This is a genomic window from Fusibacter sp. JL298sf-3 (assembly GCF_053842995.1).
The window spans coordinates 2,773,174-2,788,949 of record NZ_CM132608.1; the positions used below are offsets into that span (position 1 = coordinate 2,773,174).

Annotated in this window: 12 protein-coding genes; 10 read left to right on the plus strand and 2 right to left on the minus strand. The window is 47.1% G+C overall.

The features are described from left to right. Positions 1–195: 195 nt before the first annotated feature. Positions 196–876 (plus strand): hypothetical protein, encoded by a 681-nt coding sequence (locus ACR6HW_RS13100; RefSeq protein ID WP_455728174.1) that lies wholly within the window; start codon positions 196–198, stop codon positions 874–876. 249 nt (positions 877–1,125) lie between these two features. Here ACR6HW_RS13100 and tnpA read toward each other — a convergent pair whose 3' ends face one another. Beyond that, the gene (gene tnpA / locus ACR6HW_RS13105) at positions 1,126–1,599 is read right to left on the minus strand and encodes an IS200/IS605 family transposase (protein WP_455728175.1); all 474 of its coding nucleotides are present in this window, start codon (positions 1,597–1,599) and stop codon (positions 1,126–1,128) included. 200 nt (positions 1,600–1,799) lie between these two features. Then, positions 1,800–3,176 carry a UDP-N-acetylmuramate--L-alanine ligase gene (murC, locus tag ACR6HW_RS13110; protein ID WP_455728176.1) on the minus strand — a complete coding sequence of 459 codons (1,377 nt, stop codon included), beginning with the start codon at positions 3,174–3,176 and terminating at the stop codon, positions 1,800–1,802. A 157-nt stretch (positions 3,177–3,333) separates the two neighbouring features. Here murC and purR point away from each other — a divergent pair, with 157 nt between their 5' ends. From purR to yabN, 9 genes are all read left to right on the plus strand, one after another. After that, the gene (purR, locus tag ACR6HW_RS13115) at positions 3,334–4,155 is read left to right on the plus strand and encodes a pur operon repressor (protein WP_455728177.1); all 822 of its coding nucleotides are present in this window, start codon (positions 3,334–3,336) and stop codon (positions 4,153–4,155) included. 136 nt (positions 4,156–4,291) lie between these two features. Continuing rightward, the gene (gene spoVG / locus ACR6HW_RS13120; protein ID WP_455728178.1) at positions 4,292–4,582 is read left to right on the plus strand and encodes a septation regulator SpoVG; all 291 of its coding nucleotides are present in this window, start codon (positions 4,292–4,294) and stop codon (positions 4,580–4,582) included. Positions 4,583–4,811: 229 nt separating this feature from the next. After that, positions 4,812–6,179 (plus strand): bifunctional UDP-N-acetylglucosamine diphosphorylase/glucosamine-1-phosphate N-acetyltransferase GlmU, encoded by a 1,368-nt coding sequence (gene glmU, locus ACR6HW_RS13125; RefSeq protein ID WP_455728179.1) that lies wholly within the window; start codon positions 4,812–4,814, stop codon positions 6,177–6,179. Positions 6,180–6,188: 9 nt separating this feature from the next. Continuing rightward, the gene (locus tag ACR6HW_RS13130) at positions 6,189–7,145 is read left to right on the plus strand and encodes a ribose-phosphate diphosphokinase (RefSeq protein WP_455728180.1); all 957 of its coding nucleotides are present in this window, start codon (positions 6,189–6,191) and stop codon (positions 7,143–7,145) included. 182 nt (positions 7,146–7,327) lie between these two features. Further along, positions 7,328–7,933 carry an aminoacyl-tRNA hydrolase gene (gene pth / locus ACR6HW_RS13135; protein ID WP_455728181.1) on the plus strand — a complete coding sequence of 202 codons (606 nt, stop codon included), beginning with the start codon at positions 7,328–7,330 and terminating at the stop codon, positions 7,931–7,933. Then, on the plus strand, positions 7,933–11,409 hold the full coding sequence (gene mfd, locus ACR6HW_RS13140; RefSeq protein WP_455728182.1) for a transcription-repair coupling factor: 3,477 nt from the start codon (positions 7,933–7,935) through the stop codon (positions 11,407–11,409). The genes pth and mfd overlap by 1 nt, the downstream gene beginning before the upstream one ends. Positions 11,410–11,459: 50 nt before the next feature. Continuing rightward, positions 11,460–12,512, plus strand: a complete 1,053-nt coding sequence (locus ACR6HW_RS13145; RefSeq protein WP_455728183.1) for a peptidylprolyl isomerase — start codon at positions 11,460–11,462, stop codon at positions 12,510–12,512. 133 nt (positions 12,513–12,645) lie between these two features. After that, on the plus strand, positions 12,646–14,295 hold the full coding sequence (locus ACR6HW_RS13150; RefSeq protein ID WP_455728184.1) for a putative polysaccharide biosynthesis protein: 1,650 nt from the start codon (positions 12,646–12,648) through the stop codon (positions 14,293–14,295). Position 14,296: 1 nt separating this feature from the next. Next, on the plus strand, positions 14,297–15,766 hold the full coding sequence (yabN, locus tag ACR6HW_RS13155) for a bifunctional methyltransferase/pyrophosphohydrolase YabN (RefSeq protein ID WP_455728185.1): 1,470 nt from the start codon (positions 14,297–14,299) through the stop codon (positions 15,764–15,766). Positions 15,767–15,776 lie beyond the last annotated feature (10 nt).

Here is a 15,776-nt window from a genome sequence, read left to right on the forward strand (position 1 = left end):
AACAAACAACGTTTAGTGCTAGTGTCCTGGATCGATCACCATTAAAAAAACGGCACATCTACTCTGCATCATTGTGGCGTTAAACTCTCTCGACACTATCCCGCATTGTCGTCGATAGTTTGCCTTGCATGGATACAGACTATCTGGCATTTTTAATTAAATCTCAACGAGACAGGACACTAGAGAGGAGGATGCATGGAAAATCAAAATAGCCGATGGGAGAAGCTTTATTCATATAGACGCCGGTGGCTTTTGCTCTTGCTTTTGCTTATCGTCGGCGTGCTTGTTTGGTACATTTACGGGAGTGTTCAGAAGTGTAACCGCGCTGAACAGCATATTGAAGAGCAGTTTTTGAAGAAGATGAATGAAGTGCATTTTCATCATGCGAAGTTTGCATTATCAGGACTCGAAAGCTATTTGTCAGAGGACGTATCGGAGTTTGTAAAAAGAAAAAATCTGGAATGGGTGGCTAAAGACCTCGATGGAATTGTTATTGGTAATTACATGAGAGATTTTGGACGATACTATCATTACATCGATGATGAATCAGATTTTTATTCAGATGCGTATGAAGCGCTTTTTACCACTTATGCAAATTTGGCTAGAATGTGGTCCGAGTCTGAAACGCTTCCCGAGAGGGCTACGGTTGAACTCTTCCGTGAAGAAGTCGCGCGTTTACACAACTTTTTTAAAGTATCAGCCACTGGTAAGGTCGACCCAGAAGTTGATTCTCAAGTGGCAGGACGTTCAACTTATAGAGGGTTTGATACCGCGCTGAAAGAGCTGATTGATCAGATTGAACTCCCTTATATTAAGGAGAACCTTCACGAGTGGGTTTATGAGTACGCCGGAATCGAGTCGCCTAGCATCGACTGAAGCGGCGCCTCACCGGTCGTCTAACAACATTAGTCATGCCTCCGGCATCGCTAACCGTTTTTCGCTGACGCCTTGCCGTGTTAAACATTCGCGGAAAGCCCTTCGGCTCAAATCTTGTTGTCTAAATCATGACCGCCGGCTTAGCCGGCGGTTTGTTCTGCCCCTATAAGGGGCTGGTACCTGCTGCACTCGGAAGTGCATGAATAGTCCGCCTTGCGCACTAACTTTCTCAACTACCGCTAAAGCGGTTTATTTTTTGTTTTTAATCTCCTGCTTACCCGTAAACGGGTCAATGTACTCTTTCAGACTGATCTGATCAGCTATCTTATCTTCTTCTATCTGATTTCTAATGTATTCCTGAATCTTCTTTGCATTCTTTCCCACTGTGTCGACATAATATCCTCGGCACCAGAAATGTCTGTTTCCATACTTATACTTTAGGTTTGCATGTCTATCAAATATAATTAGACTACTTTTTCCTTTTAGATAACCCATTATTTGAGATACGCTGTACTTAGGTGGAATTCTTATCAGCATATGCACATGATCTGAACACAGTTCGGCTTCAACTATTTCTATCCCTTTTCGATCACATAAATCTCTTAATATTTTCCCAACATCAGTCTTCAATTTTCCGTAAATAACTTGTCTTCTATACTTCGGTGCAAACACTATGTGGTATTTGCAGTTCCATCTTGTGTGTGTTAAACTCTGATTGTCCATACGGGACGTTCCTCCTTTTTAGCTAGTGCGGTCGGCAAACCAACACTAGTATACTAAAACGGAGGTTCTTTTTGCTTGAAGCTAAAGCCAATCCCTCCACTCGCATAGCGAGTGGTTTATTTGTTTTGAACACTTCGTGATTCAAAACACACTAAAGTGTACAATAAAAATAAGGAAGCCCTTGGGCTTCCTTTTAGTCGTTATTCTGTTGCTACAAGTCGTGGCGCTATTTGCGTCACAGAGCCTGCGCCCATTGTGAAGATCAGTTCTCCTGCGGCAGCGGTTTCTCGGATATAGGCGACAATGTCGTCGAAGTTGTCATAGTATTTTGCAGAAATGCCTTCTGCGCGAATGAGTTCCAACAGGTCTTTTGAATGGATGTTGTAAATGTCCTCTTCTCGCGATGGGTAAATATCGCATAGAATGACCTCGTCTGCTTGATGAAAAGCACTGGAGAACTCGTGCAAATGCTCTTTAGTACGCGTGTACGTATGCGGTTGGTAGATGACCCGCGTTCGCGTGACCGACTGGATTTTAGAGGCGGCTTCAAGTGTGGCCTTAATCGCCGTCGGATGGTGGGCATAGTCGTCGACAACGGTGGCGCCGTTGAACATGCCGATTTTTTCAAATCGTCGATGCGAATTTTTAAATGCTTCCAAACGCGTTGCGATGTCCTTGACTTCTACACCGATTTCAAGGGCTACGCAGATGCTTGCCAGAGCGTTGTAAATGTTGTGGCTCCCCGGAACATTGAGGTTAAATGTGCCAATGCGCTCGCCTTTGACAGAGACGCTGAAAGTCGAAAGACCGAAGTCATCGTAAGTGATGCCGTGCGCCACGACATCGCAACTGTCCGAGATACCGAAAGTGCGTGTGCGGCCTTTATAGTAAGGTAAAATCTTCTTAGAGTTGTAGTCGTCGCCATTGATAATGAGGACGCCGTCGTCTTTAATATTCTGCGTAAACGCCACAAACGACTGGATGATGTTGTCCAGATTTTTAAAGTAGTCAAGGTGGTCTTCGTCTACATTTAAAATAACCCCTATTTTAGGGAAGAACGATAGAAAGCTGTCTGTATACTCGCAGGCTTCCGTTAAGAAAATAGAGCCTTCGCCAATGATGACGTTGCTGTTGAGGTCTTCCAGTAGGCCGCCGACCAATGCTGTGGGGTCGAGACTAGGCGTGTTGAGAATCTTGGTCGTCATAGACGTCGATGTCGTCTTGCCGTGTGTGCCGGCGATACAGATGCTGTTTTCGTAGTCGAGCATCAGTTGACCGAGCATCTCGGCGCGGCTGAGGCACGGAATGGCGCGTTCATTTGCCCGTACCATCTCCGGATTGCTATCGTGGACTGCGGCTGTGTAGACGATTAAGTCGGCACCGTCAACTTGCTCAGCTTGGTGACCTAGGAAAACTTGAATGCCTATCGCTTCTAGGTGTTTCGTGTAGGCGGAATGCGACTTGTCGCTGCCTGAAACTTCAAATCCACGCTTGGCGAGAATTTGTGCAATAGCGCTTGTACTAACGCCTCCAATGCCAATAAAATGAATGCGTTTGACAGTGCTTAAATCTATCATAAATGAACTCCTTTTCGTCTAAATTAAAACCATATAGATTATAACACAGATTGCATTAAATTGATAATACGATTATTTTAAGTAAAAACTATTGAAGTTCACTCAAAAAACGAATAAAATTAGAGTAATAAAGCTAAAATATTCGGAGTGTGATGTTGTGAGTAAATTAAAACGAAATGAACGCATTGGCGCCATTGTGAAAATTCTTTGCGATGCGCCCAATAAAGTCTTTACACTGAACTTCTTTACGGAGATGTTCGACTCTGCCAAATCGACCATCAGCGAAGACCTCGTCATCGTCAAAAAGATTATGGAGGATTTGTCGCTAGGGAAGGTCATTACCATAGCCGGTGCCGCAGGCGGCGCCAAATACGTCCCGAGCAGAGGCAAGGCGGAAAAACTCGCACTGATTGAGAAAATCTGTGAGGACATTCGCAAACCCGAACGAATTATGCCGGGCAAGTACCTTTATATGGCGGATGTCCTGTACAATCCCGCGTATACACAGGGCATTGGAGATATCTTTGCCGAACGTTTTAGTGGCGAGCACAACCGTGTGGACTATGTGCTTACAGTTGAGACAAAGGGGATTCCCATTGCCATGATGACTGCTCGCGGTTTAAATGTACCACTGGTTATCGCTCGACATGAGAACAAGGTGACAGAAGGGCCTAAAATAAGCATCAATTACATTTCGGGCACCACAGGAGCGCTACAGACCATGTACATTTCTAAGAACGCCATTGCGCGCCACTCGAAGGTGCTTATCGTCGACGACTTTATGAAGGCGGGGGGCACGGCAAAGGGGATGGTGCAGCTCGTGGAAGAACTCGAATGCGAAGTGGCGGGAATCTGCGTGCTGTTCGACTCCATTAAACCGGAGGTCAAGCTGGTGCAGAATTACATGTCCCTTATTCAGTACGAAGGCGTAAACGATCGTGAAGAAATTGTCGTTTACCCAAATCAAAATTACCTGTAAAAACGTCTAAAATCCCTTGAAAAATGCTTAAAAGTAAAAAAAATCGAAAAAAATAATAAAAAGTCTCAAAAAAAAGAAGGAAAATTAACATTTATATCGAATATAACTTTTACAGCTAACTTAAGGGGGATAGAGAATGAATATCACGGACGTAAGAATTAGAAAACTCAAAGATGATGGAAAAATGAAAGCCGTCGTATCGTTAACATTTGATGATGCATTTGTTATCCATGACATCAAAGTAATCGAGGGGCAAAACGGATTGTTTGTCGCCATGCCGAGTCGCAAGGTGGGAGAAGCGGATTACAGAGATATTGCGCACCCGATTAACCAAGAGACGAGAAGTAGGATTCAGGACATTATTTTTGCCGCATACGATGAGGCAAAAAACGCACCTGTTGAAAGCGACGTGTACGAAACAGTGTAATCGTCGAAACAATTGTTTTGAGCTGTACAGAAAAGGTTAAGGCCGTGGCCTTAGCCTTTTGTGCGTCTGTAAGCTGTTTACGAATTATTTGTCATTTTTCGCATTTGATGTTTCGTTTTTAATTAAAAAGTGTTATAATTTGCGTGACTAAAATTTAAGAAACGCCTGTTGTAAGAGATATTATAGGCGGTTGTTCCGTACAATCGCTTTTTTAGAGAAAGGATTGTCTATGTCACTAACGACCATTATATTGGCAGCCGGTTTTGGCAAACGCATGAAATCTGAAAAACCGAAAGTGCTTCACGAAATCGCGTTTAAGCCGCTTGTGAAACACGTGACGGCGTTGTCGAGACAATTGGGCAGCGACCAAACGGTGGTTGTGGTCGGCCACGGTAAAGAAGCGGTTATGGAAGCTCTAGGCGATGAAGAAGTGGCGTTTGCGGTTCAGGAAAACCCACAGGGCACGGGACACGCAGTGATGATGGCGGAAAGCTATTTGAGTGAAGGACAGGTTTTGATTCTCTGCGGTGACACGCCGCTCCTGTCGGAAGAAACGCTTAAGGCATTTGTCGAATTTCATCGCACCAGTGGCAACGAAGCGAGCCTTATATCGATGGTTGTAGACCCACCACAGGGCTACGGGCGCATCGTACGCGACTCAAGCGGCCAGTTTAGTTGTATCGTTGAGCAAAAAGACGCCACAACAGAAGAAGCTTTGATTACAGAAGTCAACAGCGGCATCGGTCTCTTTGATGCGGCATCCCTCAAGTGGGCGCTAGGGCATTTGACCAACGACAACGCACAAAAAGAGTACTACCTTACAGATGTGTACAGCATATTGAAAAATAAAGGGAAGAAAGTAGACGCATACGTTGCGCCGGACGCGGAGTCTTTTTTAGGGATTAACGACAAGGCGGCACTTGCAGAAGCTGATGAAGTGTTGCAGGCGCGGTTGCTGAGAAAGCATCAATTGTCTGGCGTCACCTTCCTAAGACCTTCTACGACATACCTTGGAGCAGATGTGGTGATTGGGCAGGATACGGTCATTTACCCGAACTGCGTGCTGAAGGGGCGCACCGTCATTGGTGCCCACTGCGAAATCGGACCGAGTGCCGATATTGAAGATACCGAGATACGCAATGGTGTCACTGTTAAGCATTCCACGCTAAAGCAAGCGTTTGTAGACGACATGTCAAAAATAGGCCCTTATGCGTATTTGAGACCGGGTTCAAAAATTGGGAAAGATGTCAAAATCGGCGACTTTGTGGAAGTTAAGAACACTTCAGTGGGCGATCATTCCAAAGTGTCTCATCTGACGTATATCGGCGACGGTGAAATCGGTGAAAACGTCAACCTCGGTTGTGGCGTCGTGTTCGTCAACTACGACGGGGTGAACAAGCATCTTACAAAAGTTGAATCGGGGGCGTTTGTGGGGTGTAATAGCAATCTGGTTGCGCCTGTTACAGTGGGACAGAATGCCTATGTGGCCGCCGGTTCAACTATTACAGAAGACGTGCCGTCAGAGGCGCTCGGCATAGCGCGTGCGAGACAAGTTAATAAGACCGATTGGTCTGGTAAATACAAAAAGAAAAAGTAGGAGGAAACAATGCATACTAGGGGTAAGAAGATAAAGGTTTTTGCTTGTAATGCGAGTCAAGGCCTAGCGAAAGAGGTTTGCGGAGAGCTGGGACTGCCGATGGGAGACGGCATTGTAAAAACTTTTAGCGACGGTGAGATATCAGTCAATATCAACGAAACGGTTCGCGGCGTGGACGTTTTTGTCGTTCAATCGTTCTCACTTCCCAAAGTCAACGATTACTTGATGGAACTTTTAATTATGATCGATGCGCTTAAACGTGCGTCTGCCGGTCGCATTACAGCGGTTGTACCGTATTACGGCTACGCGAGACAAGACCGTAAAGCAAAGGCGAGAGATCCTATTTCAGCGAAGCTGGTGGCGAACCTTATTGTGGCTGCAGGTGCAGATCGCGTCTTGACGATGGATCTACACGCATCACAAATTCAAGGGTACTTCGACATTCCGCTGGATCACTTAAAAGGTGCACCGATTATCGTCGACTACTTTAAGCAAAAAGACTTGAAAGACCTAGTAATTGTAGCTCCTGACCTCGGTTCTGTAACGCGTACAAGAGACTTTGCGCACAAACTCGGTGCGCCGATTGCCATCGTCGACAAAAGAAGACCGGAGGCCAATGTCTCTGAGATTATGAACATCATCGGAGAAGTTAAAGGTAAAAATGTCGTCCTTATTGACGATATGATCGATACAGCTGGTACGATTTGCAATGCGGTTAAAGCTTTAAAAGACCTCGGTGCCAAAGACATCTACGCCTGCTGTACACACGGTGTGTTCTCGGGTCCAGCAGTTGACAGAATTAAAGATGCACCGATTAAAGAACTGATTGTTCTCAACACCATTAACATCTCAGACGAAATGAAAGCGCTGGACAACGTGACATCGCTGTCTGTTGCTCCGATTTTTGCTGAAGCGATTAGAAGAATTTTCAACAACGATTCTGTAAGCACCATGTTTTCAGAGTAGATAATAAGGGCGCTGGAATGACTTTAGCGCTGCTGTACAGATGGTGGTGCGGAAAATGACAAGGCGATTGGCCGTTTTCCGTACTGCCCTTTGAACGAGAGAGACGCCGAAACCATTCGGCGTTTTTTTGTGGTATAATGGTTTACGATTAACCGTATGATAAACAGCGATGAGGAGAAGTTATGTATATAATTGTAGGCCTGGGGAACCCGGGGAAAAAATACGACGGCACGCGGCACAATGTCGGTTTTGACTGTATCGACTATTTAAGTGAAGCGTATCATATAAAAGTGAACAAAATCAAACACAAAGCCCTTATCGGCGAAGGGATGATCGGCACTGAAAAAGTGCTGCTCGTAAAGCCTCAAACATTTATGAACCTCAGTGGCGAAACGGTGTTGAGCTTATGTAACTATTATCAATTGCCACTGGAAAACCTTATTGTCGTCTACGACGACATCGACACCGAGTCGGGGAACTTGCGCATTCGTCAAAAGGGCAGTGCCGGTACGCACAACGGTATGCGGCATATCATCTACATGTTGAAAGACGACCAATTTCCGCGGGTGCGCATTGGCATCGGTAAATCCGACACCATTCCTTTAAAAGACTATGTGCTTCAGCGGTTTAGCAAAGAAGAAGCGCACCAGATGATGGCGTGTATTAAGCAGGCGGGCGACGCCGTGGCGACAATTGTCAAGGAGGATGTCGAGAAAGCGATGAATGTTTTCAATACGCGCAAAAAGGCGAAGGAGACTAAACCGGAACAGGATGAAAGAGGTCACTGATGGAAAACTTACTGTTGAATGTATTTGAACAGTCGACGGAATACCACAATCTCATCACCAGCGTTCGAGAAGGCATTTCCCCTGTACTGATTCACGGCTCAGATGCAGCGGTGCTCAAGTGGGCCTTTGAAAAACTTATGGCGGATACCGGTCGACCGGTCATCGTCTGTTTTGACGACGACTACAAGGCCAAACTCGCTGCGGAGGAAGTGCCGTCTTCTAAGTACCTGCCCACGCCTGAAATGGTGTGGTTCGAGTCTTTTGCACACTCCAGTCAGACGCAAATCGAGCGCACGGAAACACTTATCGAAATGGCGCAGGCCCCTCAGACCCTCGTCTTTACCTCTATTCAAAATTTATCTTACAAATACCCGACGCGCCAAACGCTTTTGGAGAGCCGTCTGGTTTTTGACATGACGACGACTTGGGCGCTTCCGGAGCTTCAGAAGACGTTGTTTTACCTAGGCTATGAACGCGTCGACATCGTAGAGGCCAAAGGGCAGTACGCTATGCGTGGAGGGATACTCGACGTCTTTGCCGTGGGGCATCAGCACCCGCTTCGCGTGGAGTTCTTCGGCGATGACGTGGACTCTATTCGCTATTTTGACATCGAATCTCAACAATCGCTTGAAAAGCTCGAAAGTGTTGACGTTTACCCGAGACAGGAGTTGGTGCTGAATGCGGATAGATTGGCGACGACGGTTGAGACGCTTCAAGCGCTAAAAGACGATTACGACGCCTCTCGCGCAGAGAAAATCGGACGCTTGCTCGAAAATTTGACCTCCGGCACTTTTGTCGACGGGTTGGACCGCTACTTCTCACTGATCTACAAAGAGACTTCGACACTACAGGGGCTTGTGAAAGACCCTATTGTCTGCGTTATTGGTCACAACGCCACATTCCAGCGGTTAGAGCAGTATATTGACGAGTACAACCGACAGTTTGCAGATTACTTAGAGCGCGGCGACGTCATTAAAGAGCAGTTCGGCAGAATTAATACCTTTGAAACCGTCCTTGAAACGCTCAAGCGCGAGACTTTGGTTCTCAACGAACTGTTGATTAAACGCGTGGCGCATTTTGAGGTGGCGCAGATCATCAAATTTACCGCAAGGGAAATGAACAAGTACTTCGGGAAGTTTGAGCAGGTGGCACAGGATATTCTACACTGGAAACTCAAGGGCTACCGCGTCTTAATCGCCCTCAGCACTGAAGAGCGCATGGATCGATTCGTCAAAAGCATGACCGATCTCGATGTCATTGTATCGCCTAGGGGCGATGAGACGCGTGTGGTCAGTGGTCAGGCGCTGTGTTTTGTCCACCCTATTGGGGCGGGCTTTTACTTCGATACATTTAAAACCGTCTTGCTTACGGAAAACGAAATCTTCGGTGAAGGCAAGCGGATTACCAGAAGGAAACAGACCGGTAAAGTCATTAAGGCCTTTACGGAACTGAAAATCGGCGACCACGTCGTCCACGAGAACCACGGGGTCGGTCAATACGTCGGCATTCAGCAAGTTAAAATCGACCAGACGCGAAAAGATTTTATTAAAATCAAGTACGCCAGTGAGGACTACCTCTACATTCCTGTAGAGAGCGCCGGATTGATTCAAAAATACATCGGAACTGATAAAGAAAAACTCAAACTCAACAAACTCGGTGGTACAGAGTGGAAAAAAACCAAGCACCGCGCGAAAAAAGCCATTGAGGAGATGACGGACGAACTCATTGAACTCTACGCGGCGCGACGGGCAAAAAAGGGCTATGCGTTTTCAAAAGACACCGAATGGCAACGTGACTTTGAAGCCATGTTTCCCTATCAAGAAACCGGTGACCAGCTCAAGTGTATCGACGAAATCAAAACGGATATGGAAAAGGCGTCCCCAATGGAGCGCCTGCTTTGCGGCGACGTGGGGTACGGCAAGACCGAAGTCGCCATGCGTGCGGCATTTAAAGCGGTGATGGACTCCAAACAAGTGGCTTTTTTAGTGCCGACCACTATTTTGGCACAGCAACATTACAACAACTTGAAAGAGCGGTTTTCTAAGTTTCCCGCGAACATTCAGGTGTTGTCGCGATTTAAGACAAAAGCGGAGCAAGATAAAATTATCGACGACGTGAAGGCGGGGGTCGTCGACGTGGTGGTGGGAACCCACCGATTGCTTTCAAAAGATGTGGTCTTTAAAGATCTCGGGCTTTTAATTGTCGATGAAGAACAGCGGTTCGGCGTTAAGCACAAAGAGCGTCTTAAACAGCTTAAAGAAAACATCGACGTGTTGACATTAACGGCGACGCCAATACCGAGAACGCTTCACATGTCCATGATTGGCATACGGGATATGAGTGTCATCGAAGACCCGCCTGAGGACCGCTACCCGATTCAAACCTACGTGGTCGAACTCGACGAGCACCTCGTCAGAGAGGCGATTATCAGAGAACTGGAGCGGGGCGGGCAAGTGTATGTCGTCCACAATCGCGTGTCGGACATCGACCAAGTGGCAGCCAAGATTCAAAAGCTCATACCGGATGCCCGTATCGCCTACGCACATGGGCAGATGAATGAACACGCTCTCGAGGCGCTGATGATGGGTTTTATGAACCACGAATACGACGTTCTCGTATCTACGACAATTATTGAAACGGGATTGGACATCTCAAATGTCAACACCATTATCATCAACGACGGCGACCGCTTCGGCCTCTCTCAGCTCTATCAGTTGAGAGGGCGCGTGGGCAGATCGAATCGTCTGGCGTACTGTTACATTTTCTATCGACAAAACAAAGTGCTAAACGAAGTGGCTGAGAAGCGCCTTAAAGCCATCAAAGAGTTTACTGAACTCGGGGCGGGCTTTAAAATCGCTATGCGGGATTTGGAAATCCGGGGTACCGGCAATGTACTTGGGACGGCACAGCACGGTCACATGGAAGCTGTCGGCTACGACCTCTATTGCAAAATGCTCGAGGAGAGCATGCTGGCGAAGAAGGGAGAGATCGTTCAAGAAAAACCACAGGCTAAAATCGACTTTCATATTAACGCCTACATTCCCGAGCGCTATATTGAACACCCGCAGCTTAAAATCGAGATGTACAAGAAGATTGCTTCTATTGACACCCGAGTGGCGTATGACAAAATCTACGAGGAGATCGAGGACCGTTTCGGCACCGTTCCGACGCCGGTTGACAACCTGATGCGTATCGCCTATATTAAAGCTCTGTGCGAGCAGATGGGCATCGAGGAAATAGGACAGGATGTAAGAAGCTTTAAATTGGTGTTTTCAACGGATGCGCGCATCAGTCCGCTGTTTATCAGCGAAGTGCTTAAAGACGACAGCCGGGACATCGCCTTTGAAGCCAAAACCCCTGCTGCATTTAGAATTAAAATTACAAATGCGTTAAGAAACAAAGAAGAACAATTAAAAAGGCTTGAAAAAAGCGTCGAAAAAATATATAGTTTTCATAGCGATTATATCAACCATTGATACGCGTAAAAATATGTTTTAAATTAAAGGAAAGTTAGGGGAGAAAAGTGATGTTTAAACATAAAAGCCTTTTGCTGGTATGTTTGTTAAGTGTTGTGCTGTTGGTTGCAGGCTGTTCCAAGGACGAGACGCCAAAAGAGGAAGTTCTGGAGTCCGGCTTGGTAGTGCCTGCCGATGTCATCGTGCGCGTTGACGATGTTATGGTCAATAAAGCGATTTTTGACAAGTACTTGGCGCTTAATTTCCAGTGGTATGAAAACGACTTTGGTAAAGAGTCTTTAGATCTAGAATACAAGGGCATGCCGGTTAAAGACGTGCTCAAGGAACTCGTGGTCAATCAACTTTTAGACCAAAGTCTCAAACAAAAGTATGTGACTGAGAACGGCTACACCATTGACCAAGCTGTTTTTGACGAGAAACTGGCAGAACAAAAGAAAGTAATTGCTGAAGACGAAGCCCAAAAGGCGCTTTTTGATGCTGTGGGCATTGACGATGCGTTTATTAAATACGCCGTTAACGTGAGTATCGTTCAGAGCGCCTACAATGAGATGGTAAAAGAAGTGATTCTCAGTGATAAGGAACGCGTGACGCAGCTGTTCTCGCAATATCCGGTAGAAGTTAAAGCAAAGCATATCCTAGTGGAAACAGAAGAAAAAGCAAAAGAAGTCAAAGCGAAATACGATGCGGGAGAGCCGTTTGAAGAGTTGGCGAAAGCGTATTCGACAGATAGTGCCAACAAAGACAAAGGCGGCGACTTGGGTTACTTCCCGAGAGGCGTCTGGTCTGCAGAGTTCGATGAAGTAGCGTTTGCCTTGCCGGTAGGTAGCGTGAGCGACCCTGTAAAAACAGCATTTGGCTACCACATCATCTATGTGGAAGGCATTAAGACCATTGATAACCTCACTGAAGAAGGTGAAGACGAAGTGCTTCTCGAAGGGTACAAGGACATGGTCCTCGGCACGGTATTTAACGAGTACAGTGAAAAGCTATTGACGGAAACCAAGCAAAACAATGAGACGGAAATTTACTACGATCGTCTAAACACGCCTGAAGAAGAGACTGACGGCGAAGGTGAAGGCGATACATCGGGCGAAGACAAGTAGCGCGATAAGTTGAATAAGAGCTTTAAAACCTGCCGAAGAACAAGGGGCTTAGCCACCGGATGTCTTCGGCAGTTGGCTTGTTTAAAATGAGAGGTCGGCAACTGCTGGCCTCATTTAAATCGAGGAGCGTGGCATGAGAGACACCCACAACAAAGAGTCCTCTTCAACGTTTGTAAGAGGCGCATTGATATTAGGGATAACCGGTGTCGTCATTAAAGTAATCGGTGCATTTTTTAGAATTCCTCTCGGCAACTTAATTGGCCCCGAGGCGATGAGTTATTATCAGAGCGCCTATCCGATTTACATCTTCTTTATCGCCCTTGCGACGACGGGTTTCCCTTCGGCGCTTGGTCGCATGGTTTCTGAACGGAAGGCGACAAAAGACTACAACAACCTGAATCGAACGGTGCAGACGGCGATGGTATTAATGCTCAGTATCGGCGCATTTGGAACGCTTGTGATGTTCTTTGGCGCCGGTTGGATCGCCAATGCGTTTAACAATCCCGAAGCGGTCTACTCGTTTAGAGCGCTGGCCCCTGCTGTGGTCATCGTCACAGCGCTCGCCATCTACAGAGGCTTCTTCCAAGGGGTTCAAAATATGAAACCCTTTGCGACATCGCAGCTGATTGAACAGTTGGGGCGGGTATTCTTCGGTTATTTTCTCGCGTATGTCCTTTTAAAGAAAGGCTTGCCTTTTGCGGCAGCCGGTGCGACGTTCGGTTCCACAGCCGGCGCCTTTCTCGGACTTTTGGCCATCTACTGGATGTACAGGCTCTTTAGAGCCTCGAACCCCAAGTACTTTACGTACAACCCCGCGCTGCCGGTATCGTCTCGAAAAGCCATAGCAGGGGAGCTCTTTCGTATCGCCATCCCAATTTCACTTGGCGCTGCAGTTATGCCGCTTATGGGCCTTATTGACGTGAGCATTGTCATGAACAGACTGGCCGACATCGGTTACGGGGCGCAGGCCAAAACGCTTTACGGGTTGCTCAGCGGCTACGTCATGACCCTGATCAATCTGCCTCAGGCCATTACAGCGGCGATTCAAATCAGCATTGTCCCCGCAGTGGCCAGTTGTTTCGTCAAGCGCGAGTTTAAAGCGCTTGGGCGCACTGTGGAAAGTGGTATACGAATGGCACTGGTTATCGGTATGCCTGCGGCGGTAGGGTACATGGTGCTGGCGGAACCGATTATCAACCTCTTGTATCCAAAACTCACAGAAACGGGCACCGTGGCGGCTTCAATACTGGCTGTGTTTTCGTCCGGCGTCATCTTTCTGGGACTTTTTCAGGTGACCACCGGAATTTTACAGGGCATGAACCTGCAGATGAAACCGGCGTTTAACTTGTTAATCGGTGCGACAGTGAAAGTGGTCTTGACCTATATTTTGGTGGGCATCCCCAGTATCCATGTTAGAGGCGCGGCCTTTTCGTCGGTTATCGCCTATTCTGTGGCGGCAATTCTCAACATCTTAACGTTGAAACGGCATGCCGACGTGGAACTCAAAGCCTCCCATGTGGTCTTTAAGCCCCTGGCCTCGTCTGCAGTCATGGGGATTGTGGTCTTTGGCGTATTTAGAGGTCTACATGTGTTTATGAGCAGCAATAAGGCAACGTTGCTTTCGATTTTAGTCGGCGTCGCCGTTTACGGCTATATGTTGTTGGCCACGCGGACATTGACCGATGAAGATTTGTCGATGATGCCGGGAGGTCGCTACATGAAGCGCCTTAGAGATAAACTGGAATCGAAAAAACTGATTCCGAAGAGAATAGATAGGAGATAACATGCACACACTTCAAATCGTTGGGATGGGCCCGGGCAGCATGGCGTATTTGACCATGAGCGTCCACGAGCTCCTCACAACAGCTGAAAGGGTCTATTTGAGAACGGCAAAACATCCGGTGGTGGAAAAACTCGTCGAAAACGGGATGCAGTACACTTCTTACGACGCATTTTACGAGAGTGCAGAAACCTTTGAAGAGACGTATAGTCGTATTGTGGCGGACGTGGTGAGTCGATTGAAAGACGGTCCTGTGGTCTACGCAGTTCCGGGGAACCCGTTTGTCGCAGAGGAGACCGTCCGGCTCCTAATGGGGCAGTCGGAAGTACAGGGCTTCCCGGTAACAGTTCACCACGGGGCGAGTTTTCTCGATGCGATGATTACAACGCTGGGTTTCGACCCCGTAGAGGGGCTGGTGGTTCGAGACGCCCTCAAGGTGGCAACCAATCAAATTACCGACAAGACCGATCACATCTGGATTCAAGTTTACAGCCCGCAAGTGGCTTCGGAGTTGAAGCTTCAGTTGATGACTTGCTTTGACGACGAACACGAAGTGACGATTATCAGAGCCGCAGGGATTCCCGACCTCGAAGTGGTTGAGACTGTGCCGCTTTGTGAGATGGATCGACACGGCACGCTGTTCGACCACTTGACCAGCGTCTATGTGAAAAAGGCCTCGACGCCCCGCCGCGACTTATGGGATTTAATCGATATTATGGCTAAACTTCGCAGCGAAAACGGTTGTCCTTGGGACCGCGAGCAAACACACGAAAGCCTGACGCGTTATTTGATTGAAGAAGCGTATGAAGTGAAACAAGCTGTTGAGAACGGCGACGACGAAGAATTGGTCGACGAGCTCGGCGATGTTTTGCTACAAGTGATCTTCCACGCGCAATTGGGCGATGAAGAAGGGTACTTTAACTGGCGCGACATTGTCGATGCTATTTGCGAAAAGATGGTTCGTCGCCACCCACATGTCTTTTCAGATGTATCGGTTAGAGACAGCGCTGAGGTGCTCACCAATTGGCAGGCCATTAAAAACAAAGAGAAAAAGCACACGCGCGTGTCGGAAAGCATGAGGGGGCTTCCTATGAGTTTGCCCGCACTTATGCGTGCACAAAAAGTACAAAAGCGCGCTTCAGATGTGGGCTTTGATTGGCAAGATGTAAAGAAGGCCGTCGAAAAAATTATGGAAGAAGTGGACGAGGTATCCCATGCCTTAGAACATTCTCACAGTGCACATGTTTTTGAAGAACTTGGCGATTTGCTTCTCATTGTTACCAATGTCATTCGGATGCTCGGCGGCGACGCGGAGCTCATTATGAATGAGGCGGTTGACAAATTCGTCAAACGGTTCGAATTTGTGGAAAAAAGCATGGAAGAAGCAGGCATTGAGATGAATTTTAACCAACTGGATGCAATGGAGCGCTTTTGGCAGGCGGCGAAATCAAAAAAACACGATAAAAGTGAATGAAAAGTCTTGT

What these genes read in the sequence shown, in the direction of transcription:
- murC (WP_455728176.1), bottom strand. Translation starts at nt 3,176, where the DNA reads ATGATAGATTTAAGCACTGTCAAACGCATTCATTTTATTGGCATTGGA.
- mfd (WP_455728182.1), top strand. Translation starts at nt 7,933, where the DNA reads ATGGAAAACTTACTGTTGAATGTATTTGAACAGTCGACGGAATACCAC.
- tnpA (WP_455728175.1), bottom strand. Translation starts at nt 1,599, where the DNA reads ATGGACAATCAGAGTTTAACACACACAAGATGGAACTGCAAATACCAC.
- yabN (WP_455728185.1), top strand. Translation starts at nt 14,297, where the DNA reads ATGCACACACTTCAAATCGTTGGGATGGGCCCGGGCAGCATGGCGTAT.
- ACR6HW_RS13145 (WP_455728183.1), top strand. Translation starts at nt 11,460, where the DNA reads ATGTTTAAACATAAAAGCCTTTTGCTGGTATGTTTGTTAAGTGTTGTG.
- spoVG (WP_455728178.1), top strand. Translation starts at nt 4,292, where the DNA reads ATGAATATCACGGACGTAAGAATTAGAAAACTCAAAGATGATGGAAAA.
- pth (WP_455728181.1), top strand. Translation starts at nt 7,328, where the DNA reads ATGTATATAATTGTAGGCCTGGGGAACCCGGGGAAAAAATACGACGGC.
- ACR6HW_RS13150 (WP_455728184.1), top strand. Translation starts at nt 12,646, where the DNA reads ATGAGAGACACCCACAACAAAGAGTCCTCTTCAACGTTTGTAAGAGGC.
- ACR6HW_RS13100 (WP_455728174.1), top strand. Translation starts at nt 196, where the DNA reads ATGGAAAATCAAAATAGCCGATGGGAGAAGCTTTATTCATATAGACGC.
- glmU (WP_455728179.1), top strand. Translation starts at nt 4,812, where the DNA reads ATGTCACTAACGACCATTATATTGGCAGCCGGTTTTGGCAAACGCATG.
- ACR6HW_RS13130 (WP_455728180.1), top strand. Translation starts at nt 6,189, where the DNA reads ATGCATACTAGGGGTAAGAAGATAAAGGTTTTTGCTTGTAATGCGAGT.